Annotated in this window: 23 protein-coding genes; 16 read left to right on the top strand and 7 right to left on the bottom strand. The window is 69.1% G+C overall.

Annotated elements, in window-relative coordinates:
• Positions 1 to 10: 10 nt before the first annotated feature.
• Positions 11 to 733 carry a B3/B4 domain-containing protein gene (locus ABD225_RS07465; RefSeq protein ID WP_344083053.1) on the bottom strand — a complete coding sequence of 241 codons (723 nt, stop codon included), beginning with the start codon at positions 731 to 733 and terminating at the stop codon, positions 11 to 13.
• Between the two features lie 137 nt (positions 734 to 870).
• Here ABD225_RS07465 and ABD225_RS07460 point away from each other — a divergent pair, with 137 nt between their 5' ends.
• Entirely contained in the window at positions 871 to 1,158 is a 288-nt protein-coding gene (locus ABD225_RS07460) for a hypothetical protein (RefSeq protein ID WP_344083051.1), read from the top strand.
• 11 nt (positions 1,159 to 1,169) lie between these two features.
• On the opposite strand, the gene ABD225_RS07455 is transcribed toward ABD225_RS07460, so the two are convergent.
• A complete protein-coding gene (locus tag ABD225_RS07455; protein ID WP_344083049.1) occupies positions 1,170 to 2,645 on the bottom strand; it encodes a hypothetical protein in 1,476 nt (491 codons plus the stop codon).
• 257 nt (positions 2,646 to 2,902) lie between these two features.
• Here ABD225_RS07455 and ABD225_RS07450 point away from each other — a divergent pair, with 257 nt between their 5' ends.
• From ABD225_RS07450 to ABD225_RS07430, 5 genes are read left to right on the top strand one after another with little or no spacing between them, the layout of a single operon-like run.
• Positions 2,903 to 3,349 carry an SRPBCC family protein gene (locus tag ABD225_RS07450; protein ID WP_344083047.1) on the top strand — a complete coding sequence of 149 codons (447 nt, stop codon included), beginning with the start codon at positions 2,903 to 2,905 and terminating at the stop codon, positions 3,347 to 3,349.
• Positions 3,346 to 4,578 carry an ArsA family ATPase gene (locus ABD225_RS07445; RefSeq protein ID WP_344083077.1) on the top strand — a complete coding sequence of 411 codons (1,233 nt, stop codon included), beginning with the start codon at positions 3,346 to 3,348 and terminating at the stop codon, positions 4,576 to 4,578. The genes ABD225_RS07450 and ABD225_RS07445 overlap by 4 nt, the downstream gene beginning before the upstream one ends.
• Positions 4,575 to 5,057 (top strand): hypothetical protein, encoded by a 483-nt coding sequence (locus ABD225_RS07440; protein WP_344083045.1) that lies wholly within the window; start codon positions 4,575 to 4,577, stop codon positions 5,055 to 5,057. The genes ABD225_RS07445 and ABD225_RS07440 overlap by 4 nt, the downstream gene beginning before the upstream one ends.
• The gene (locus ABD225_RS07435) at positions 5,058 to 6,023 is read left to right on the top strand and encodes an ROK family glucokinase (RefSeq protein ID WP_344083043.1); all 966 of its coding nucleotides are present in this window, start codon (positions 5,058 to 5,060) and stop codon (positions 6,021 to 6,023) included.
• Positions 6,024 to 6,025: 2 nt separating this feature from the next.
• Positions 6,026 to 6,718: an endonuclease/exonuclease/phosphatase family protein gene (locus tag ABD225_RS07430; protein WP_344083041.1), complete on the top strand. Its 693-nt coding sequence runs from the start codon at positions 6,026 to 6,028 to the stop codon at positions 6,716 to 6,718.
• Between the two features lie 5 nt (positions 6,719 to 6,723).
• Here ABD225_RS07430 and ABD225_RS07425 read toward each other — a convergent pair whose 3' ends face one another.
• Positions 6,724 to 7,245, bottom strand: coding sequence for a hypothetical protein (locus ABD225_RS07425; RefSeq protein WP_344083039.1), 522 nt, complete (start codon positions 7,243 to 7,245; stop codon positions 6,724 to 6,726).
• Positions 7,246 to 7,360: 115 nt separating this feature from the next.
• Here ABD225_RS07425 and ABD225_RS07420 point away from each other — a divergent pair, with 115 nt between their 5' ends.
• The 5 genes from ABD225_RS07420 (at position 7,361) to ABD225_RS07400 (ending at position 12,557) form a co-directional block, all read left to right on the top strand.
• Positions 7,361 to 8,203 carry a lysophospholipid acyltransferase family protein gene (locus ABD225_RS07420; RefSeq protein WP_344083037.1) on the top strand — a complete coding sequence of 281 codons (843 nt, stop codon included), beginning with the start codon at positions 7,361 to 7,363 and terminating at the stop codon, positions 8,201 to 8,203.
• 6 nt (positions 8,204 to 8,209) lie between these two features.
• Positions 8,210 to 9,427, top strand: a complete 1,218-nt coding sequence (gene macS, locus ABD225_RS07415) for a MacS family sensor histidine kinase (protein ID WP_344083035.1) — start codon at positions 8,210 to 8,212, stop codon at positions 9,425 to 9,427.
• A 5-nt stretch (positions 9,428 to 9,432) separates the two neighbouring features.
• On the top strand, positions 9,433 to 10,071 hold the full coding sequence (locus ABD225_RS07410) for a response regulator (protein ID WP_425564361.1): 639 nt from the start codon (positions 9,433 to 9,435) through the stop codon (positions 10,069 to 10,071).
• A gap of 90 nt (positions 10,072 to 10,161) precedes the next feature.
• Complete coding sequence (locus tag ABD225_RS07405) at positions 10,162 to 11,487, top strand: class II 3-deoxy-7-phosphoheptulonate synthase (RefSeq protein ID WP_344083075.1); 1,326 nt, start codon at positions 10,162 to 10,164, stop codon at positions 11,485 to 11,487.
• Entirely contained in the window at positions 11,487 to 12,557 is a 1,071-nt protein-coding gene (locus tag ABD225_RS07400) for a threonine aldolase family protein (protein ID WP_344083031.1), read from the top strand. The genes ABD225_RS07405 and ABD225_RS07400 overlap by 1 nt, the downstream gene beginning before the upstream one ends.
• Positions 12,558 to 12,585: 28 nt before the next feature.
• Here the strand turns inward: ABD225_RS07400 and ABD225_RS07395 are convergent, their stop codons facing one another.
• The 3 genes from ABD225_RS07395 to ABD225_RS07385 form a co-directional block, all read right to left on the bottom strand.
• The gene (locus ABD225_RS07395) at positions 12,586 to 13,515 is read right to left on the bottom strand and encodes a DMT family transporter (RefSeq protein ID WP_344083029.1); all 930 of its coding nucleotides are present in this window, start codon (positions 13,513 to 13,515) and stop codon (positions 12,586 to 12,588) included.
• Positions 13,515 to 15,605: a Stk1 family PASTA domain-containing Ser/Thr kinase gene (gene pknB, locus ABD225_RS07390; protein ID WP_344083027.1), complete on the bottom strand. Its 2,091-nt coding sequence runs from the start codon at positions 15,603 to 15,605 to the stop codon at positions 13,515 to 13,517. The genes ABD225_RS07395 and pknB overlap by 1 nt, the downstream gene beginning before the upstream one ends.
• A gap of 80 nt (positions 15,606 to 15,685) precedes the next feature.
• Positions 15,686 to 16,540: a LysM peptidoglycan-binding domain-containing protein gene (locus ABD225_RS07385; protein WP_344083025.1), complete on the bottom strand. Its 855-nt coding sequence runs from the start codon at positions 16,538 to 16,540 to the stop codon at positions 15,686 to 15,688.
• Positions 16,541 to 16,709: 169 nt separating this feature from the next.
• Here ABD225_RS07385 and ABD225_RS07380 point away from each other — a divergent pair, with 169 nt between their 5' ends.
• Positions 16,710 to 17,066, top strand: a complete 357-nt coding sequence (locus ABD225_RS07380; RefSeq protein ID WP_344083023.1) for an Rv2175c family DNA-binding protein — start codon at positions 16,710 to 16,712, stop codon at positions 17,064 to 17,066.
• Between the two features lie 120 nt (positions 17,067 to 17,186).
• Here ABD225_RS07380 and ABD225_RS07375 read toward each other — a convergent pair whose 3' ends face one another.
• Positions 17,187 to 18,266 carry a polyprenyl synthetase family protein gene (locus ABD225_RS07375; RefSeq protein ID WP_344083021.1) on the bottom strand — a complete coding sequence of 360 codons (1,080 nt, stop codon included), beginning with the start codon at positions 18,264 to 18,266 and terminating at the stop codon, positions 17,187 to 17,189.
• Positions 18,267 to 18,349: 83 nt separating this feature from the next.
• On the opposite strand from ABD225_RS07375, the gene metF reads away from it, so the two are divergent.
• The 4 genes from metF to ABD225_RS07355 all read left to right on the top strand — a co-directional run.
• On the top strand, positions 18,350 to 19,225 hold the full coding sequence (metF, locus tag ABD225_RS07370) for a methylenetetrahydrofolate reductase [NAD(P)H] (RefSeq protein WP_425564359.1): 876 nt from the start codon (positions 18,350 to 18,352) through the stop codon (positions 19,223 to 19,225).
• A 367-nt stretch (positions 19,226 to 19,592) separates the two neighbouring features.
• Positions 19,593 to 20,129 carry a PadR family transcriptional regulator gene (locus ABD225_RS07365; protein ID WP_344083019.1) on the top strand — a complete coding sequence of 179 codons (537 nt, stop codon included), beginning with the start codon at positions 19,593 to 19,595 and terminating at the stop codon, positions 20,127 to 20,129.
• Positions 20,126 to 20,836 (top strand): ABC transporter ATP-binding protein, encoded by a 711-nt coding sequence (locus ABD225_RS07360; RefSeq protein WP_344083017.1) that lies wholly within the window; start codon positions 20,126 to 20,128, stop codon positions 20,834 to 20,836. Before ABD225_RS07365 ends, ABD225_RS07360 begins: the two co-directional genes overlap by 4 nt.
• Positions 20,833 to 21,630 (top strand): FtsX-like permease family protein (locus tag ABD225_RS07355; protein ID WP_344083015.1); only part of this gene is annotated, 798 nt, incomplete at its 3' end. The genes ABD225_RS07360 and ABD225_RS07355, both read left to right, overlap by 4 nt.

Below are 21,630 nucleotides of genomic sequence, written 5' to 3'. Positions count from 1 at the left end.
GTCAGTCCGCCTAAGCTGGCGCAGCAGCCTCGATCCGGTCCGGACCGAGCAGTCGGGAGGCGGTCTCGCAGGCGGGCGCGTGCCTGCGCAAAACAGTGGCCAGGTCCTCCCCGGCGGCGCTGACAGCGCCGGCCGCGGATGGGCCGAGCCCGTCGATGATGAAGAGTGCATCGCGGGTCGCCGGCGAGATGCGGGTCCGGGCGCCTTGCCGCCAGTTCCATCGTCGGCAGGTGACGCCGATGTCGTCGCGCCAGACGACTTCGCCGGCCTTGGGGTTGGCCGCGACGACGACGCCGGCCTCGACCGCGTCGAAGATCTCGGTGCCGTCGGCGACGACGAGGCGCGGGGCGCCGGCATATGCCTGCAGATCCTCGCCCCCGAGCGGCAGCAGGTGGCGGACCGAGATGGCGTTGTAGTGATCCGTGAGTCGGTCGATCCGAGGCAAGCCGTCGGCGGCTCGACGCAGCAGGGATTCCAGGCTGCTGACGGCCGATCGTGGCCGAACACCGAAGGCAGAGAAGGCTTCTCGCCACAGCGCTACCTGAGGTATGGCGGCCGGTTCCGTGTCGGCGAGCAGCCCACGGGCGAAGTCCTCGGCCGCGCGGAGCGCCGCATCGCTGGCCTCGTCGCTGGGGCCACCCACGGCACCGTGGGCCGTAATGATGAGCGCGGCGTAATCCGGGCGCAGCGCCCGGACCTCCTGGCCGATCCAGGCCTGCTGTAGGTCAGTCACGAGCTCACGCTACCGGTGGCGGCGGTGGGGTCGCACGGGTCGTCGGCCGCGTGAGGGGGGTTGTCAGACCTCATCTCTAGCGTCTGTGATGTCGGGCTGAATCGGTGGTCCGGCGTCTTGAGCGAAAGGAGAGAGCCATGTTGATCGACTGCACAGGGTGCCCGGTTCGCGGCACGCACTGCGATGGGTGCATGGTCACCGGGCTGCTCGCGACCATTCCCCTGGGATCGGCTCACGCACCGCCGCTGGGAGCCGCCGAAGGCATCGGTCCGAGCGAGGTCGGGCTGGACCGACGCGAGCGTGCCGCGGTGACCGCGCTGGTCTCGGCGGGCCTGGTCAGCGCCGAGGTCGCCGCTGCAGCGCGCGCCGTCCTGGAGCCCTCGACGCTGCAGCAGTGGCGCGGGGTTGTCTCAGCCACTGGCTGAGCGACTTCGGTTCAGCGGGTGACTGGCCGAGCCGGCGGCGACGGTTGCTCGCTCGGCTGCGCGAGGCGGTCGGTGAGCCGGTCCGCGACGAGCGAGAGCGCGACGAGCGTGCCGACGAGCCAGTACTGGTTGTAGAAGGCCTGCTTGTTGACGATATTCGCGGCAAACAGGACGAGGGCGATCCAGCGCAGCAACTCCCCGAGCGGCGGTTGTCGGCGGGCAACCATGATCAGCGCGCTCGCGAGGGCGCCGAGGACCACGATGGCCGTGGCATAGAAAGGCAGGGTGATGCCATATTCGTTGAGGAAGAACAGGTACCACGTGTTCGCAAACCGGATGGGGTGGAAGCCGACCAGCAGCGTGATGGTGTCGTGGACGAAATCGGCGGGAGCCGTCAAGAACCATGGCGCGATCAGGGCACCGGTTGCAGCTCCGGTCGCGATGGCTCGGGCGGGGCCGAAGGGGCGCCAGAGCAGGAGCAGGGGCAGGACCAGCGCGAGGTGTTGTTTGCTGGCGCACGCCAGGGCCAGGGGAAGCACCGCCCACCAAGCGTGACCACGGACGACGAGCACGGCCCACCAGACGATGCCGGTCAACAGCAGCGGCTCGGTCCAGGCTTGGTCGATCTGGGTCAGGGTGCCGGGGACCAGGAGAATCAGCGCGGTCGCGGCGGCGGCAATCCAGTGCGGGTCCCGGTCCGCAGGCTCGAGCGTCGCGGCGACTGACGCGTGGGCGGACGCCGACCCGGTGGCCGATGTTGACGTCGTCCAGCGTGCCCCGGACCAGCCGGTGTCGGACGCTCCGCTGGCGTGCCTCGTGCGAATGGCAGACGCGAGCTGCCAGATGCCGATGGCCAGGACGACGGCCCATACCAGCTGCATCCACCGGACGTCGCCGGCGAGCCAGCGTCCGGGGGCCAGCAGGACCGCGGTCCAGGGCAGGTAGGTGAAGGCGTCCTGGATGCCCGGGGAGTCGACCCAGGTCACGCTATAGAAGTTTTCGCCGCGCGCCAGCGCGTCGGAAGCTTGCTGCAAGGTAACCCAGACATCGATCTTCGGCGCGGGATCGGTGCGGATCGCGATGGCCGAGCTGACGGCATACGCCGCGACGGCGCTGCCCCAGGCGAGCCCGCTGCGCCCACGCCACAGGGCTGCTGCGGCCACGCACGCGCCGAGGGCGAGCACCCCGCGGGCTGCCCATTCCCAGGGCAGCGGGAGATAACTGAATAGCGGAAGCAGCAGACCGAGGGCTGCGCCGGCGGGGAGGATCAGCGCCATCAGGCCTGGCGTGAGGTTCAGCCGCGAGCGTCGCACGAGCCACAGCACGAGCAGTAAGCACGCGGCCGTGAGCGTGAGCAGGATCCGCACCCGGAACCGGACGACGCTGTACTGCAGCATCCCGAAGCCGGCCAACCATGCCAGCGCGAACAGGAGCGGGCCAAGATGCTGCCGGGCGGCTCGCGGCGAGGGAAGCGAGGCGGTGGGCACGGGGTGCGGCTCCTGAGGGTGGGTTCGGTCGGCGAGGGGTTCGGTAGGACGGGATTCGGCCTAGACGGATCGCTTGGCGTTTGGCTCGGAAGAGTTCAGTCTGCGGGTGAGCTCGACGTGCGCGACGCGAAGGACAAGGGTATGCGGACCAGCCGCGCGCCTGTCCTCCCCGTGGCAAGGGCCGACGCTAGCGAGGTGCTATGCACCAAGACCGCTGAGGGCAATCGCGCACGCACGGATCGCGTACGCTTCCCCGCATGGCGGACACCACCGAGAGCTCGATCGTCATCGACGCAGAGCCAGGCGCGATCCTCGACGTTATCGCCGATCTCGAGGCCTACCCGGAGTGGACGGGCGCGATTAAAGAGGTCGAGATCCTCGCCGAGGAGGGGGACGGCTGGCCCGACCGGGTCCGGATGACGATGGATGCGGGCGTCATCAAGGACACCTACACCCTCGATTACGACTGGGATATCGCCGAGGACGGTTCAGGGACCGTGTCCTGGACCCTCGTCGAGGCCTCAGTGCTCAAGGCGATGGACGGCACCTACACCCTCACCGCAGTGGATGACGGAACCCAGGTGGACTACTCCCTCCTGGTTGACCTGAAGATCCCTGTGCTCGGCATGCTTAAGCGCAAGGCCGAAAAGGTCATCATCGACACCGCTTTGAAAGATCTGAAGAAGCGGGTCGAGTCACTCTGAACCCCCGCGTCCTCCTCTTCACCGGCAAGGGGGGTGTCGGCAAGACCACCTCTGCGGCCGCGACGGCGATCAGTGCCGCCCGGGCTGGGATCGAGACCCTGGTCATGTCCACCGATGCGGCGCATTCGCTCGGGGACGCCCTGGATCGCGACCTGACCGGCACTGGTCGCGGCGAGCCCTTGGCGATCGAGCCGCGCCTGTCCGCCCTTCAGGTCAGCGGCCGCCGCCACTTCGACGGCTCCTGGGATGTCGTGCAGGAATACCTCGTCACGACCCTCGGCGCCCTCGGCGTGGACCCGGTTGTCGCCGAGGAGATGACCTCGCTGCCTGGGGCGGAGGAGATCGCTGCGCTGCTGGAGTTGCGCACCCAGGCCGAGTCCGGCCGATGGGAACTCATCGTCGTCGATTGCGCCCCGACGGCCGAAACCCTGCGGCTGCTCGCCTTCCCCGAGAACCTCGCCTGGCATCTGCGCCGAATGCTGCCGGGCACGGCGGGTATGCGTCGTGCCGCCCGCCCCGCCGCAGCCGCCGCCTTGGGCATTCCCCTGCCGGGTCCCGAGGTCGTCGATATCGTCCGCCGCTGGCATGACGACATGCTCGCCGTGCGGGCGCTGCTCGCGGCCGATCGGTCATCGGTGCGCCTGGTTACGACGCCCGAGAGCGTGGTCATCGCCGAATCGCGGCGGACCTGGACCTCGCTCAGCCTCTACGGCTACTGCGTCGATGCCGTCTATGTGAACAAGATTCTCCCCGCACCGGATCCTGGCGAAGCCGTGGGCAGTGGTGCGGCCGGCTTCCTGCGCTCGTGGAATCAGGCGCAAGCGCGGGGCGTCGCGGAGGTCGTGGAGTCCTTCGAGGGCATCCCCGTTGTGCGTTCGCCCTATCTCGATCGTGAGCCGATCGGGCCGGACGCACTGCATACCCTCGCCCAGAGCCTCGACCTCGGCACCCTTGCTGGTGCTGATCTGCTCGCCACGGTGCCCACCTCGCCGATGGCGGTCCGGCGCACCGACCAGGGCTTCGATCTCGCGCTGCACCTGCCCCTGACCTCCGCGAGCGAGGTCGGCCTCCAACGACGGGCCGACGAACTGTTGCTCACCGTCGGTGAACACCGGCGCATCGTCACGCTGCCGAGCGTCCTGCGTCGCTGCGACGTTGCTGGTGCCCGTGTCCGCTCGGGGCGTCTGACCGTCGCCTTCGTCCCCGACCCCGCACAATGGCCTCGATGAATCCACCGACTGAAGCCAGCGGCGTCCTCGCCGAGGAGGCGCGTCGGCTCGTCGACGCCCTCGGCGGATGGAGTATGCCGGACGCCACCCCCCTCGAGGCCGACGACCCGGCTCCTGCCGCCACCGCACATTCGCCGACCTGCACCTGGTGCCCGCTGTGTCGGGGGGTGGAGTCGATCCGCTCGGTCGACCCCGAGGCCGTCGATCGCCTCGCCGATGCCGTCTCGGCCTTGGCCACGGCGATCAGCGAGGTCGGTATCCAGCTGCGCGATCGGCTCGGCACACCGGCCGGGACTCGCTCCAACGCGAGCAGCGCCGCCACCGGCGGACCCCCGCGCACGGCGGGTGGGGCGGGCGCCACGGCATACGACATCCCGGTTTTCGACGACGATCTCCCACACCATGGCGACCTCGACGACGACGATGATCCCCAGAACGAGGTCGACGACGCGGCGCTGGCCGCCGACGAGGAGGAGTAGATGGGGCTCGCGATCGGGGTCGACATTGGTGGGACCAAGGTGGCTGCCGGCATCGTCGACGAGAGCGGCACGATCCTGCGCCGGGCCCGCGCCGACACCCCCGATCGCTCGGTCCACCCAAAGGTCGTCGAGGACACCATCGTGGGCGTGGTCGGCGAGCTGATGGACGGCGCGGACCGCGAGATCGTCGCCGTGGGAATCGGCGCCGCGGGCTTCGTCGCTGCTGACCGCGCCACGATCGTTTTCGCCCCGCACCTGTCCTGGAGGAACGAGCCGCTCCGCGAGCGCCTCGGTGACCGGGTCGGGCCCCCGATCTTCATCGACAATGACGCCAATGCCGCGATGTGGGCCGAGAACAAGTTCGGTGCCGCCCGCGGCGAGGCCGACGCCATGATGATCACGCTTGGCACCGGCATCGGGGGCGGCGTCCTGATGGGCGGCGAAGTCTTCCGCGGCCGATTCGGCATCGCCGGCGAGTTCGGGCACATGCAGGTTGTCCCCGGCGGCCATCGCTGCGAGTGCGGCAACCGCGGCTGCTGGGAGCAGTACGCCTCCGGCAACGCGCTCGTCCGCGAGGCTCGAGGCCTGGTCAGCGCGAACAGTCCGCTGGCGCGGGATCTGTATGAACGTGTTCAGGGCGACCCCAGTCGGCTCACTGGACCGCTCGTGACCGAGGTCGCGCAGGCGGGCGATCGCACCGCCGTGGAACTGCTCGCTGAGGTCGGTACCTGGCTGGGAATCGGCATGGCCAATCTCGCGGCGGCCTTCGATCCCGGCATTTTTGTCGTCGGCGGCGGCGTCAGCGCGGCGGGGGAGTTGCTCATCGAGCCGGCCCGTCAGGCCTTCCGGCGCCAGTTGACCGGCCGCGGTTTCCGCCCGGAAGCGCGCATCGTGCGGGCGGAACTCGGCAACGAGGCTGGTCTGATCGGGGCAGCCGATCTCGCGCGCCAGAGCGTCACCGGCTGATTGTGAGCACTCTGCGCGTCGCGACCTACAACACGCGCGACTTCCTCGATGACCGCCGGGCCGCCGCCCGGGTCATCCGTGCCATCGATCCCGATGTGCTGTGCCTGCAAGAGGTGCCGCGGCGGCTGTTCGCCGCTCGCCGGGTCGCCGCCTTCGCCCGCCTGTGCGATATGACCTGGGCGGGTCATCACCGCGGCAGCGGCGGCACGACGATCTTCACGAGTAGCCGTGTCGAGGTCGTGGAATCGCGCCACTTCCGGCTCCGCGTCGCCCTTGCCCAGCGCACCCGCGGCTTCGCCGTCACGCGCGTCGCTCTGCCGGGCCGTGAGCCCTTGGTCGTCGCGTCCGTGCACCTCAGTCTCAAGGCGCAGGAGCGCACCCGGCATATGCAGCAGATCCTCGCCGCCGTCGGCACTCGGGAGACGATCGTCTGCGGTGACCTCAACGAGCAGTCCGATGGCGCGGCGTGGAAACTTCTCGCGACGCCGCTGCGGCTGATCTCGCCGGGCGCGCCGACCTTCCCCGCGAAGGCTCCGCGGCGGCTCCTTGATGTCATCTTTGCTGCGCCGAGCGTGACTGCCTTGCCGCACAACGACATTCGACTTGACCCCGATGATGTCGTCGCGGCGAGCGATCACCGTCCCGTTTGGGTCGACATCCGCACCGATCCCGATCCCGCCAACCCCGTCATTTAGTGGGTTCAGACGACGGCGCCGTCCCCGCGGTCGTCGTCATCGGAGTCGCGCAAGACCAGGAGCACGAAACCGCCGACGATCAGCAGGATCGCCAGCCAGGTCCACCAGTCCGCGACATCGGGGCGGAAGATGACCAACCACAGCATGAGCACGGTGCCGCCGACCAGGCCGCCGATGATTCCCCAGAAGTGCAGATCCTCCTGCGGCGGGAGCGGGCGAGGTGGCGGAGGCTCGTAGTGGTCCTCCGCCTCCACCTGCGCCACGAGGTCTTCGTAGTCCAGGTCGGAGGTGGCCCCGCGCCATACCGGCACATCGAGCGCCGGCGGAGGTGGCGGGGGCGGGGTGATGGGCCGCAGGACCGGCGGCGGATTCACCGCTGGGATGACCGGCCCAGGTGGGGTCCGCGGAATATCCGACGTCGGATCGGCCGCCTCGAGGGGACCCTCCGCGCGCAACTGCTCAACAATCTCGGCGAAGCGCGCGTCGACATCATCGTCGTCGCGAATCGCATCGTCCGAAGCGGGCATGGCGCTCATCTTTCCATGTCGACGAACGCGCGACTATCCATTCCGCGAGCCGCCCGGCATGTGCCTATGAGGTGCCGTAGAGTGCACAGAATCAGCCTGGAAGGGGATCGTCGGCGTGTTGTACTGGCTGCTGAAGCGCATTGTGCTCGGCCCCATCCTCCGCCTCCTCTTCCGCCCCACCGTGGAGGGGTTAGAGAACATCCCCACCGATGGGCCAGCGATTCTCGCCAGCAATCACCTGTCCTTCTCCGACTCGATTTTCCTGCCCCTGGTGGCACCGCGGCGGATCACTTTCCTGGCCAAGTCGGACTACTTCACCGGGCGAGGCGTCAAGGGTCGGCTGACCGCTGCCTTCTTCCGCGGCGTGGGCCAGGTGCCGATCGACCGCACCGGCGGGAACGCGAGCAATGCGGCCCTCAGCAGTGGCCTGCGCATCCTCAGCGCCGGTGATCTGTTGGGCATCTATCCCGAGGGCACCCGCAGCCCCGACGGTCGCCTCTACCGCGGCCGCACCGGCGTCGCGCGAATGGCGCTTGAAGGAAAGGTGCCCGTTCTGCCCGTCGCGATGATAGGCACCGACAAGGCGCAGCCGACCGGCTCAGTCCTCCCCAAAATCATGCGCATCGGCGTCAAAATCGGTGCGCCCCTGGACTTTTCGCGGTATGAGGGCATGGAGGACGACCGCTTCGTCCTGCGCTCGATCACCGACGAGATCATGTATGAACTGATGCTGCTGTCCGGCCAGGAGTATGTCGACGTCTACGCCGCGACGCAGAAGAAGCGCCTGCTCGCGGCAGCCAAGAGTCGCGCTGCGGCACTGGAAGGCAAGCTCCCTGCCCGCGCCTCCGGCGTGGCCTTGGAAGTGCTCCCCGGCGAGAGCCTGGACGCCCGCGAGCCCGTGGTCGCGCACGAGCAGGAGCACCCGGACGAGGGCGACGCGCTGCCCCGCGCGAGTTAGACCGTCGTGACCTCGGCCTCCCCCGGCACGGTCCGACCGGCCGAACCCGGTGTGGTGGGCGCCTTCACCCGCGGGCTGGCCATCTTCCGGCCCATTGCGCTGCTGTATGCCGCAATCCTCGCCTGGGTGCACCGCGAGGACATGAACCGCCCGATCGCGGCGGTCGCCGTTTTCGTGATCCTGCTGATCTGGTCGGTCATCGCCTCTTGGCGTCGCACGGTGACCACCCGCATGGCCGTCATCGACCTGACCTTGGCCACGCTCGGCATCCTCGCGACCTCGCTGGCTTTCCCGCGCGAAGCCGTCGTCTCCGGGGCCCTGACGTTGCCGGGGATCTGGTCCAGCTCCGGCGTCGTCGCGGCCGCCATCCGTGGCGGCGCCCGCGGTGGGCTCATCGGGGCTGCCGTCATCTCAGTGGCGGATCTGGTCTCGGTCATCAAGCCGAACTTCGGGACCATCCACAACATCGTCCTGCTCATCCTTCTGGGGTGGCTGATCGGCCTGTCCACGACCCTTGCCCGCGAGAGCCAGCGCCTCTTGGAGGTCTCGGTCCGAGCCGAGGAGTCGTATGCCGAGCGCGAGCGGCTCGCTCGAATCGTCCACGATGGTGTCCTGCAAACCCTGACCTTCATCAACCGGCGCGGCAACGAAATCGGTGGCGCCGCACAGGAACTCGCGACGCTGGCCGCCGATCAGGAGCGCTCGCTGCGCGACTTGGTCAGCGGGCGCCCGCGGGTCGTTGCCGCCGGAGACACGACCGATCTCGCGGTCGTCCTGCGGGGATTGGCCGACGAACGCGTCACCATCAGCGCCCCCGCCGAGGCGGTCATGCTGCCCAAGGACCGGGCCGGGGAATTGCGCGCCGCCGTTGTCGCCGCGCTGGACAATGTCCGCGCTCACGCCGGCCCGGACGCGCGAGCCTGGGTGCTCGTCGAAGACCTTGGCGGCGAAGTGGTCGTGACCGTTCGGGACAATGGCGTCGGTATGCCGCCCGGTCGCCCCGACGCGGCCGCAGCGGAGGGCCGGCTTGGTATGGCCTCCTCGATCCGCGGCCGGATGCGCGACCTCGGCGGGGACGCCACGTGGGCCACGGCACCGGGCCGCGGCTGCACCGTCGTCCTCACCGCACCCAAGGATCTCGAGCCGCTGGCACCGCGGCGGCCGGGACGGCATACCCCTGCGGCGGGAACGACCCCCGCGGCCCGCTCGATGAGGGAGAGTTGATCCCCGTGACCTTGCGCGTCTTCGTCGCCGACGACCATCCGCTGTGGCGCGACGCCCTCGTCGCCGACCTGGAGGAGCACGGCTATCAGGTCGTTGGGTCAGCGCCCGACGGGCCGTCAGCGGTCCGGCGCGTCACGGCGACGGTCCCTGATGTGCTTTTGCTGGACCTAAACCTGCCCGGTCTGCACGGCGCCGATGTGTGCGCCCAAGTGGCGGGCTTGGCGACCCGCGTGCTCATCCTCTCGGCCAGTGGCGAGGAACACGATGTCCTGGCGGCCATGAAGGCCGGGGCGTCGGGTTATCTCGTGAAATCGGCGACGCCAGAACAGATTCGGGCGGCCGTCGACGCGACCGGGCGGGGCGAGGCGACCTTCACGCCCGGGCTCGCCGGACTGGTGCTGGGGGAGTACCGCAAGCTCGCGAGCGAGCCGTCCGCGCCGGAGCGGCCGGTGCCCGAATTGACCGACCGGGAGACCGAGATCCTGCGCCTGGTCGCGATGGGCTTGTCCAGCAAGGAGATCGCCGAGCAATTGGTCATCTCGCACCGGACCGTGCAGAACCACGTTCACAACACGCTCGGGAAATTGCAATTGCACAATCGCGTGGAGCTGACGCGCTTCGCCTTAGAGCGCGGGCTGAACTGACCCACCCTCGCGCGTGCCCGGCATACGGGCGGGGGGTCCGAATGCTGGGCGCCCACCTATTCTGTGAGGGTGACGACCACTGTCGAACCCATGACGGCCTTGCTCGATGGGCCTGCGCGCCCGGCGGCGCAGCAGCCCGTCTGGCCCGACGATGCGGCGTTGAAGGCCGCGGTGGACACGCTGTCCTTGATGCCTCCGATCGTCTTCGCCGGCGAGTGCGACCTGCTGCGGCAGCGGATGGCGGCTGCGTCGCGCGGCGAGGCCTTCGTGCTGCAAGGGGGCGACTGCGCCGAAACCTTCGCCGCCGCCACGGCAGACAACATTCGCGATCGGGTCAAGACGCTGCTGCAGATGGCGGCCGTGCTGACCTATGGCGCGTCGGTCCCGGTGGTCAAGGTCGGGCGGATGGCCGGGCAGTATGCCAAGCCGCGCAGCAGCAATACCGAAACCCGCGAGGGGACGACGCTCCCGGCATACCGCGGGGACATGGTCAACGATTTCGAGTTCGCCGAGGCCGCGCGGACTCCCGACCCGCAGCGGTTGGTGCGGGCCTATCACGCGAGCACGGCCACCTTGAATCTGGTGCGGGCCTTCACCACCGGTGGGTATGCCGACCTGCGGCACGTCCACGAGTGGAACAAGGGATTCGTCTCGACGCCGGCCAATGCGGCCTACGAGAAGCTCGCCCGCGATATCGACAAGGCGATGAAGTTCATGTCGGCCTGCGGTGCGGACTTCGACGCCATGCGACAGGTCGAGTTCTTTGCCGCTCACGAGGCGCTGCTGCTGGACTACGAACGGCCGCTGACCCGCGTCGACTCGCGCACCGGCAAGCTCTATGACACCTCCGGTCACTTCATCTGGGTGGGGGAGCGCACCCGCGATCTCGACGGGGCCCACATCGACTTCATCACCAAGGTGCACAATCCCGTCGGGGTGAAACTGTCGGCGAAGTCCGACCCGGCCTATATCGAGAAGCTGATGGATCTGGTCGATCCCGATCGCGAGCCGGGGCGCCTGACCTTCATCACTCGCATGGGCGCGGGTCAGATCCGCGACGCACTGCCGGGCGTGATCGAGGCCGCAACGAAGGCCGGATCCGCGGCGACGTGGATCTGTGATCCCATGCACGGCAACACTTTTGAGTCGACGAGTGGCTACAAGACGCGCAATTTCGACGACATCGTCGAGGAGGTGCACGGCTTCTTCGATGTGCACCACGCGCTCGGCACCGTGCCCGGCGGCATCCACGTCGAACTGACCGGCAATGACGTCACCGAATGCCTCGGCGGCGCCGACAAGATCCTCGACGCCGATCTGAACAAGCGCTACGAAAGCGTCTGCGATCCCCGCCTGAACCACCGGCAGGGCCTTGAGCTCGCCTTCCTCGTGGCCGAAATGCTGGCCCGCGACTGATGGCCGCGTATGCCGTCGACCTGCTCTCCGACACCCTGACCCGGCCGTCGCGGGGTATGCGGACCGCGATGGCAGATGCCGAGGTCGGCGACGATGTCTTCGGGGAAGACCCGACTGTTCGGCGGCTGGAGGTAAGGGTCGCTGAGCTGCTCGGCCACGAGGCTGGTCTGTTCTCCCCGACCGGATCGCTGGCCAATCAGCTCGGCCTGCGCCTGCACGTCACCCCCGGGCGGGAGCTGATCGCCGACTCGATGGCGCACATCTTGCGCGCGGAACTCGGTGCAGCAGCGGCCTTTTCGGGGATCACCTCGCGGACCTGGGTATCAGACCGGGGCCGGGTCACGCCGGAGCAGGCGCTCTCGTTGATGATTGCTGGCGCCGATATCTATCACGTGCCGACCGCGCTCATCGCGCTGGAGAACACGCACAACTTCGGTGGGGGCACGATCCTGCCGCTGGCGACGATCGAGGCCATTCGTGCGGGTTCCCAGCCGCACGGGGTGGCCATGCATCTCGACGGGGCGCGGCTGTGGAATGCCCATATCGCCACTGGGGTGGCGCTGGCCGACTATGGCCGGCACTTCGACACCGTCTCGGTCTGCCTCTCGAAAGGCCTTGGTGCACCGGTCGGTTCGGTCCTGGTCGGCTCGGCCGATCTGATGCGCGAGGCGCGTGTATGGCGCAAACGCTATGGCGCCGGGATGCGCCAGGTGGGCGTTCTGGCCGCTGCCGGTCTTTTTGCGCTCGACCACAATCTTGAGCGATTGGCCGACGATCATGCGCGGGCGCGGCGGTTTGCCGAGGCCGTGAGTTCCGTTGCGCCCGTTGTGGATCCGGCGCAGGTCGAGACCAATATCGTCATCCTCGACCTCGCCGATCATCCGAAGTCGGCGGCGGACGTCGTGAGCGGCCTCGCGGAGGCGGGCGTGCGGGCATACGCGTTGAGCCCCACACGGGTGCGTCTGGTCTGGCACCTCGACGTCGACGACCCCGGCACCGACCGCGCCATCGCCGCTGCCCGCGCCGTCCTCGCCAGAGGGGGCCGCGTCACCCCACGCAACCTCTGCTGAGACGTGCAACCTCTGCTGACGTGGCCCGTCAGGGGGCGTCGTGGTGGAGCGCCTCCATCGGCCGCTCGTCGTCCAGCGGATCCTGCGCGGAGCGGCCTCGCAGCTCGGAGAGGTACATCGCCGCCAGCACCAGCCCACCGCCGAGAAGCATTCGGGTCGTGAGGGATTCGCCGCCGAACAGGACCGCAAAGAAGGCAGCGAAGACCGGTTCGGTCGTCATGATGATCGCCGCGCGCGTCGGCGGGACGTGTGCCTGCGCCCAGGTCTGCGCCCACAAGGCGAAGGCGCCCGCGACCAGCGCCATATAGAGCAGCGAGGCCCACTGGCCCCCGGTGGCCGGCAAGGTGATACCGCCTGGAAGGGCGGCGACCAGCGCCACGCAGGAGATGACGGCGGCTTGGACACACGCCATACCCGTGGCCTGTGCAGGGGTGGACCAGCGGCCCAGGCCGAGGATATGCAGGGCATAGAGCAAGGCCGCCGCGAGCGTGAGGCCCTCGCCGAAACCGATCGCGAACCCGCGCAGCGACAGCACGCCCAGGCCGACCGCGGCCAAAGCGACCGCCAACCACATGGCCCCAGGGAGCCGGTCGCGGAGCAGGAGCGCGCCGAGGACGGGGGTGAGGACGACATACGCCCCGGTCACAAAGCCGGACACCGATGCGGAGGTGTGCTCCAAACCGATGGTCTGCAGGATCTGGGCGGTGCCGTAGAGACCGCCGAGAACCACGGACGAACGCACAGCCGAACGGGGCAGCGCCGCGACCTGCCGCCGAAAGACCAGGCACATCGCCAGCGCAGCGATCGCGAACCGCACCACGAGGAAGTCGGCAGACGGCACATGCGCGACGAGATCTTTGATGAGGAAAAAGGTCGAGCCCCACGTCGCCGTCATGGCGAGCAAGAGCAGCGTCGCGATAACGCGGGTGCGGCCCTGCTGGGATGGGTCCGCGCTCATCAGACGATGGTGATGGTGACGGTGGTCCCCTTGGGCGCTTTGGTCCCGCCGGCCGGCGTCTGCCCGGTGCAGGTGTCGAGCGGACCGCCGAGGAACTTCTTGACGTCCACCTCGAATCCAGCGGCCTTGAGCAAGGCCACCGACTCGGCCTCGGATTTATTGAAGCACGAGGGGACTTCCACCAGCTCCGGGCCCTTGGACAGGGTCAGCGTGATGGTGTCACCGCGCACCACCTGGCCGTCCGCGGGGGTCTGAGCGGCGACGGTGTCCTTGTCGTAGTCGGTCGAGAAGATCGGCTCACTGGCCATCTCGATGGTCAAGCCCGCCTGCTCGGCCAGTGCCTGCGCCTCCTCCTGGGTCTTGCCGAGGAAGTCGGGGACATCGAAGGGTTGCGGCCCGTCGCTGAGCACGAAGTTGACGGGCTCGCCGCGCTTGAGTTGGGTGCCGGCGGCCGGCTCGAAGGACACGACGCGGCCCTTGGGAATGGTGTCGCTATAGGCCGTGGTGACCTTCCCGGGGCTGAGGTTGACCTTCGCCAGGCGCTCGGTCGCGGTCTTGCGCGAGACATTCATCAGGTCCGGAACGGCATACCGCTCCTTGCCCTTGGAGATCGTCAGCGTGACATCGGCGCCGCGGCGCAGCGAGGCGCCTTCGCCGGGGGTCGCGGAGATGACGAAGCCCTTCGCGACTGTTTCGCTGAAGGCCTCCGTCTGCTTCGCGTCAAGATGGGCAGTCGTCAGGGCGGCCACTGCTTGTTGCGCCGTCAGGTCCGTCAGCGTGGGGACGGTGGTCGGCGAGCCGGGCCCGGCGGTGAAGTACCACCCCGCGCCACCCGCCGCGAGCAGCAGAGCCACCAGGGCCGCGAGTATGCCGAGGCGCCGGCGCCTCGGGGCCGCGCCAGCTGCGTCGTGCCCGTCGTGGGTCCCGTGCGGTGGCTGGGGCCGGTTGCCAGTTGGGTTGGTGGGCAGCGGTTTTGGCGCCGGCTTGACGACGCGCGGGGCTGGCTTGAGCGGCTGGGCGGCAGGTTGCGCGAGATTGAAGGGCTGCGTGTCGGCGCTGGTTGCCCCGGCGCCCGCCGGCGCGACCGGCAGGACACTCGTGGCCTCTGCCGGCTGGCTGGTTGTCGGTGCAGCCGTTTCCGTGTCCGGCCGGCCCGGGTATGCCGTCGTTCCCGCTCCGGCCGCGCTGGCGGCGGCTGATCCGGGGGCGGTGGTCGCGACGCCATCGAGCTCGGACTCGGGCAGCAGGCGTCGCACATGGCGCACCTCGGCGAGGAACTCCGCGGCATCCTCGGGCCGGTCCTGCGGATCCTTCGCCGACGCGCTCAGGACGAGTGAGTCCAAGCTTGGCGGAATGCCGGGGAGCACCGACGAGGGTGCGGGCACACCGGAGTGCACGTGCTGGAAGAGCACCTTGGGGATGCTCTCGCCGGCGAACGCCTTACGGCCGGTGAGCATTTCGAAGAGGAGGAGGCCCGCGGCATACACATCGGAGCGGGTCGTGACCTGGCCGCCGCCGTCGACCTGCTCGGGGGAGATATAGGCCAGGGTGCCGAGAACCTCCGAGGTGGCGGACGTGGCTGTGTCGGTGTTGACGGCGCGGGCGAGGCCGAAATCGGCCACCTTGACGACGCCGTCATCGCGGATGATGACATTCTCCGGCTTGATATCGCGGTGAATGATGCCGCCACGGTGGGCCTCGGCCAGCGCCAGGAGCATCGGCTCCAGGATGTCCAAGGCGGCGCGGGGCGTCAGGGCTCCGTCATCCTCGACGATCTGGCGCAGGGTGCGGCCCGGGACATATTCCATCGCCAGCCAGACCCGGCCAGCATCATTGCCCTGGTCGTAGATGGAGACGATATTTGGGTGCGACAGCCGGGCGGCGGCGAGCGCCTCACGCTTGAACCGGGAGACGAACCGCTCATCGTGCGCCAGGTGCGGCCGCATGACCTTCAGCGCGACATCGCGATCGAGGCGGGTGTCGACGGCGCGGTAGACGCTGGCCATCCCGCCGGTGGCGATCAGTTCGAGCACGGTATAGCGACCGTCGATGACCTCGCCGATCAGTGCATCCGGGCCCACGACGTTCACCGGCACGATTTTAGGCCTCTTCTCTGAGCGCCCTGGGGAGGCGCCCGCTCACGGCCCGGGCGGGTTGAGAGCCGAACGGATCAGAACTTGCTGCGGAAGTAGGTGACATTGGCGACGTACTGGCGGGTGTCGGCATACCACCCGCGCTCGCGCACTGAGCCGAGGCCTTGGTAATAGGCCGCGATGACCTCGTCGCGGTTGGCGGCCATCTTGGTCAACTGCTTGATGATGACGACGCCGGCGGTGACATTGTCGTGAATGTCGTGGAGGTTGAGTTTGCGGCCGATGAGGCTGCCCGCCCACTCGCCCGAGCCCGGCATGACCTGCATCGTGCCGACGGCACCGACATGCGAGGTGACGCCCTGCTGCCAGCCGGATTCCTGCCATCCGATGGCGAGCGCGAGGCGGGGGTCCACGCCATACCGCAGCGCCGTCGAGGCGATCAGGTCACGGGTCGCGGTGCGCGACGCCATACCCCGGATCGGGGTCGACTTGGGGGTCGACTCGAAGCTGTTGTCGACCCGGCTGGTCGCACCAGGGATCGAGAGTTTCTGACCGGGGTGGATGAACCGGCTGGGGGCGATGCCATTGGTCTTGGCGATCGCCGCGATCGTCGTGCCATAGCTGCCGGCGATGGAGCTGAGGGTTTCGCCGGCGCGCACCGTATGCCCGGAGCTGGTCCGGGCGGGGCGCTTGGCGGGCGTGCTGTCGCCGTGGGGGATGACGAGGATGTCGCCGGGGTGGATCAGGCGGCCGTTGGACAGATTGTTCGCGCGGCTGATCGCGCCGGTGGTCGTGCCGTACTTGATGGCCAGCCCATAGACCGTCTCCCCATCGCGCACCGTGTGCCTCTGGTCGGTGCTCGAGTGCACGGCGAGCGCGGGCAGGTCGAAGAGCACAGGCGGCGTGGCGGGCATCGTGAGCAGGGGGGCCATGAGCGTCCTTCCGTCGGCCGGGAGTGGCCGCGATGAGGCGTGGGGGAGCGTGTGACTGCTGTGATTGTTGAGCCTCCGGATACAGATGATGCGGCAGGGACGCGCGTCAAATGGGGCTGCGCGGCCGCGCGGGGCTTCCGCACGGCAGGCGTATGGCAGTCTGGCGCGCGTGGATCTCGATGCCCTCGTCGGCGATTGGCTGACCCTGTCCGACCTCGCCTCCCGGCTTGGCACCTCGCCCAATGGCGTGCGCCGGTTGCTCGAGGAACGCGAACTGGTCGGCCTGCGGCGCGGCAGCCCGAAGGTGCTCAGCGTCCCGGCCGACTTCCTCGACGGTGACGTGCCCTTGCCCGCCCTTAAGGGCACGCTGATGGTGCTCGGCGATATCGGCTTCTCCGACGAGGAGATGATCGAGTGGCTGTTCACGCCCGATGACACCCTCCCAGGCGGCGCCGCGCACCCCACCGCTGCCATGCGCGCCGGCTTCAAGACCGAAGTCCGCCGCCGCGCCATGGAACAGATGTGATGTAAGCGCCACGTCGACGCTCGCTCCGCCGGTCGAGTTCGGGAAACACGCCGTGCGCGCGACCCCATCCTCGGCGTGTTTCCCGATCTCGACCGGGTGTGCGCAGGCGCGTCAGGCGTGTCAGGCGCTGCGGGCGGTCGCGATGGCGATGAAGTCCGTCAGCGCGGCCAGGGCCACATCGTCAATGTCCGCCGTATGCAGTGCGCTCGCCGCCGCGTCCGCGCGGCGGGTGATCTGCGCCTCCACTGAGGCGACCGCGCCAGAGCTGGTAATCAGCGCGCGGAGCCGTTCGATGTCGTCGTCCGTCAACGCGGGATTCCCGAGTCGGCCCTCGACCTCGCGCCGGCCAGCAGCGTCCAAGCCCGCGAGGGTGTGCGCGATCAGCACCGTGCGCTTGCCCTCCCGCAGGTCGTCGCCCGCTGGCTTGCCCGTGACTTCCGGGTCGCCGAAGACCCCGAGCAGGTCGTCCCGGAGTTGGAAGGCGATGCCCAATTCCAGTCCATAGGTGCTCAGGGCGGCATCGATCGCCGTCGCGACTCCGCCCGTGCGGGCGCCGATCAGCAACGGGTGCTGAATGGAGTACTTCGCGGACTTGTAGGTGATCACCCGCTCGGCCATCGCGACTCGCTCGTCGTCCGCCATCGCCGTCCATGGCCGGACCGAGCCGACGACATCGAGGTACTGACCGGCCATCAACTGCGTCCGCATCAGATCGAAGGTCGCTCGACCCCGGGCGAGCTCGGCATCGGGGAGGCCGCACTCGTCATACGCCTGATCGGCCCAGCCAAGACAGAGGTTCCCGGCGAGGATCGCCCCGGCGACGCCGAAGCCTGCCGCATCGCCCTCCCAGCCCCGCTGACCATGGGCGGCTTCGAGGGCGCGGTGGGTGGTCGGCATACCGCGGCGGGTGTCGGAGGCGTCGATGATGTCGTCGTGGATCAGGGCCGCGGCCTGGACGAACTCCATCGCCGCGGCGAGCCGGACGGCGCCCTCGCGGTCGGGGCACCCGGCGGCGCGGTAGCCGACATACAGCATGATCGGGCGGAAGCGCTTGCCGCCGCCCATGAGGGCGCGAACGGGCCCGAGCAGATCGGCGGATTCGGGAGCCAGCTCCGCGAGATCCTCGGCGCCGCGCGTGAGCTGCGCGTCGATCGCGGCGTCGATGCGGGGGCGCAGCGCGGCCAGGTCGATGGCTGGCATATCTCCCCCTCGTCGAGCACCGGTCGTCTCAGCCTAACTGCGTGCGGAAAGCCCGCCGAAATGCCCGCGTATCCTTGGGCATCGTGTCCATCCCCACTGACCTGCGCGCCGCGCGCCCGAGCGTCAGTTTCGAGTTCTTCCCGCCGAAAGATGATGCGGGCGAGGCGGCGCTCATGGACGCCATCCGCCGGCTGGAGCGGGTCAATCCCGACTTCGTGTCGATCACCTATGGCGCGGGCGGGTCGAGCCAGGACCGCACCGTCGCGGTGACGGAGCGGATCGCGCACGAGACGACCTTGACCCCGCTGGCGCACCTGACCTGCGTGGGGGCCTCGGTCGCGCAGTTGCGCCAGGTGGTGGGGCAGTATGCCGCGGTCGGGATCCGCAATATTCTCGCCCTCCGTGGGGACCCGCCCCGTGGGGGCGACGGGACCTGGCAGGCGCATCCGGACGGCCTGTCGCACGCCGACGAGTTGGTGCGGCTGATCAAGACCTTGGGCGACTTCACGGTCGGCGTCGCGGCCTTCCCCGATGTGCATCCGGAATCGCCGGGCTTCGAGCATGACGTCGAAGTGCTGGTGCGCAAGGCGGATGCGGGGGCCGAGTTCGCGGTGACGCAGATGGTCTTCGATGCGACGACCTACCTGCGCCTGCGCGATGCGGTCGCCGCCAGGCGCGACCTGCCGATCACGCCCGGCGTGATGCCGGTGACGAATGTCCGCCAGATCGCGCGGATGAGCGAGCTGATGGGCACCCCGCTGCCGCCGTCGGTCGTGTCGCGGCTGTCCGCGGTCGAGGGGGACGCCGACGCCGTGCGTGCGGTCGGGGTCCAGATCGCCACCGAGTTGGCGCAGGCGATGCTCGCCGAGGGCGCCCCCGGGCTGCACTTCATCACGATGAACCGATCCACCGCGACCCTCGAGGTCTTCGAGAACCTCGGCCTGACCGCCTCCCGCTGACCTTCGCCCCTCCCCGCCGCGCCGTCGGGGCCCCAGCAGTCACAGGCGCCTCAGGTTTTCCGCCCAGTGCCGAAATCCGTCACGCGACCGACGAGGTCTTTCGAGTCCCGCCTCCGTGGTGCGCTCTCGTCGCGCCCGAGCGTGCAGCTCGCTGCGGAGCGCTGTTATCGCCGCCGAGCGCTGTTATAGCTGCGCTCCTCGGCGATATGTCCTACCGGCTGCGAGATCTGCGCGCGGCTCCGATGTGAGCGCTCCACCGAGCGCGCGGCTGAAGGATTTCGGCATCGGGCGGGAATCCTTCACGTGGCTCACGCAGGGCAATACTGGGTATTGACATCGACTATTCGCATAGTGAATAGTCTGTTGTGTGAGCACCGGACACGTCCTCCTGGGGCTGCTGAGCAGGGGTCAGCAGCACGGGTACGACCTCAAGGCGGGCCATGACGCCCTCTTCCCCTCCGCGCGTCCGATGGCTTACGGGCAGGTGTATGCCGCGCTCACCCGCCTGCGCGACCGGGGCCTGATCGAGGAGGCCGCGGTGGAGCGGGCGGGTGGGCCGGAGCGCACGACATACCGGCTGACCCCGGCCGGACGGGACGAACTGGAGGTCTGGATGTCCGCGGCTGAGCACCCACCGAGCGAGGTCAACAACCCGCTCGCGACCAAACTCAATGTCGCCTTGGTCGCCGGCGGCCCCGACGAGGGCGCGCTCTTCCTGCGTCGCCAACGATCGGCCCACACCGCGCGGATGCGCGACCACACGCAAACCAAGCGAGCCGCCGACGCGACCCTGACGCAGGTGCTCGCCGCCGACTACGCCTTAAGCCACTTGGACGCCGATGTCCGGTGGATCGACGACGCCCTCGCCCGACTCGGCGAGATCACCCGGGAGGTAACCCCATGAGCACGACCCCCTTGATCGCTACCGGGCTGCGGCACGCCTATGGCAACCGGCCCGCCCTGGCCGGCATCGACCTGCGCATCGAGCCGGGCGACTTCGTGGTCATCACCGGCGCGTCCGGGTCGGGCAAGTCGACCCTGCTCCACGCGCTGGCTGGGGTCATCGTTCCCGACGCGGGCTCGGTGCGGTTCGGCGATGTGTCCGTGTCGGGGGCCTCGGAGGAGGCGCGCTCGGCGCTGCGCCGCACGCGCTTCGGCGTGCTCTTCCAGTTCGGCCAACTCGTCGAGGAACTCACCGCCGTCGAGAATGTCGCCCTGCCCTTGTTGCTCGGGGGTATGCCGCGGCGCACCGCCGAGGCCCGCGCCGGTGAGTGGTTGGGCCGGGTGGGCGTCGCCGAGGTCGCGGGTCAGGTCCCGGGGGAGTTGTCCGGTGGTCAGGCGCAGCGCGTGGCGCTCGCCAGGGCGCTGGTCAGCGAAGCGGACATCCTCTTCGCCGACGAACCGACCGGTGCCTTGGACTCACTCGCCGCCGAGGCGGTGATGGATCTGCTCAGCGAACTCAATGCCGACCTGGGCGCGACGATCGTGCTGGTGACGCACGAACCGCGGGTCGCGGCATATGGCCGCACGGAGGTCCACCTGCGCGATGGCCGGATCGACACTCTCTCCTCCTACGGCCAGGACGATGTGATCGCGCAGGCGCTGCGATGAGCGGGCGGCTTACCTGGCGCGACGCGCTCTTCGTCGCGGCTCGCGGCGGGTCCAGCGACCGACTGCGTTGGGGTGCAACGGCCTTCGGCGCCCTGGTGCTTGCCTTCGTCTGTGCCTCGGCTCTGACCCTGCTGACCATTCCGTTCCGGGAATCGAGTTGGCACGACAACCCGGGGCCGTTCGGCTGGACCACCCTCTCCGATCGCGGGACGGTGGCGGGTAGGGCGGTTGCCTTTCTTGTCCTTCTCGTGCCCGTGCTGATCTTCCTTGGACAGGCCGCGCGGATCGGTATGCCGGTCCGTGTGCGCCGGCTGGCCGCGCTGCGGGCTGCGGGAGCGAGCCCCCGCGATCTGCGGCGAGTGGGTGGCGCGGAAAGTGTGCTCTCGTCCGCAGTCGGGTCCCTGCTCGGTGTCGCGGCTTTCCTCGGGGCGTGGCGGGCGGCGCCGCGCTTGTGGCGGATGGAGGTCCTGGACTGGGTCGAACAAGACGGCGGCGACCCGGTCGCCCGGGTGATTTCGGTGCCGGTGTTGCCGCAGGTGTCTATTCCGTGGTGGATTGCGGTCGGCGCGTTAGCGCTTCCCATGATGCTTGCTGTCGTCACTGCAGCATCGCTGCGGCCACGGCGGATCACCGGGGCGGGACGTCAGCGGACGAAAGGTGGGCTTTTCCTTGTTGGCGTATCCCTCGTGCTGCTCGCCGCCCTGTTCCTTGGCCCGTCACGCGTCGGCCGGGAATGGCATTCGGCCACAACGACCTTCGTCCTAGTCTTGTTGGCACTGGGGTCGTTGGTTTCC

Source organism: Nostocoides veronense (genome assembly GCF_039531185.1).
GTDB classification, from domain to species: Bacteria; Actinomycetota; Actinomycetes; order Actinomycetales; family Dermatophilaceae; genus Nostocoides_A; species Nostocoides_A veronense.
The sequence above is the reverse complement of the archived record's forward strand: the minus strand, read 5'-3'. Positions and strand labels throughout refer to the sequence as shown.